Here is a 533-nt window from a genome sequence, read left to right as displayed (position 1 = left end):
GGAGCAGCGACAATTTTCTCACCGGGGCGATAGCCCTCTGCCTGGGCGATAATCCGTGCTTCCTGCGCCAGATGGGAGGCCAGCGGATGATCGTAGTTATAGGGATCGTGCAGGGAGTGCGTCAGGACAAAGTGGGGCTGGATACGGCGATACACATCCGCCAGACGAAATAGCGTCTCTTTATCGGCGCGCAGCGGATAGTCACCGATATCAAAGAATTCGACGCTGGCGCCCAGGATCGCGGCGGCGGCCTGCGCCTCTTCGCGACGCACCTGCTTCACCGCCTCCTCGGTCATGTTGCCTTTACGCCACAGTTTGGCGGACTCGCCGCGCTCGCCAAAGGATAAACAGACCACATGGACCTGATAGCCCTGCAGGGCATGCAGCGCTATCGCACCGCCCGCGCGCCAGACGAAATCGGCCGAGTGGGCGCTGACGACAAGGGCACTTTTTTCGCTAACCGGATGAGACATGATGGCTTCCTCTGTTGTTTTTTTCAGCTTGTCATGTCCCGTCGTGGGGAGGTAATTCGT

The 533-nt window shown here is 59.3% G+C and carries 1 pseudogene; it reads right to left on the bottom strand.

Annotated elements, in window-relative coordinates:
• A pseudogene (gene galB, locus HHU12_RS34805) lies at positions 1-473 on the bottom strand (4-oxalmesaconate hydratase); the annotation flags it as partial.
• Positions 474-533 lie beyond the last annotated feature (60 nt).

The sequence above is a fragment of the Flammeovirga aprica JL-4 genome, assembly GCF_012844305.1.
GTDB classification, from domain to species: domain Bacteria; phylum Bacteroidota; class Bacteroidia; order Cytophagales; family Flammeovirgaceae; genus Flammeovirga; species Flammeovirga aprica.
The sequence above is the reverse complement of the archived record's forward strand: the minus strand, read 5'-3'. Positions and strand labels throughout refer to the sequence as shown.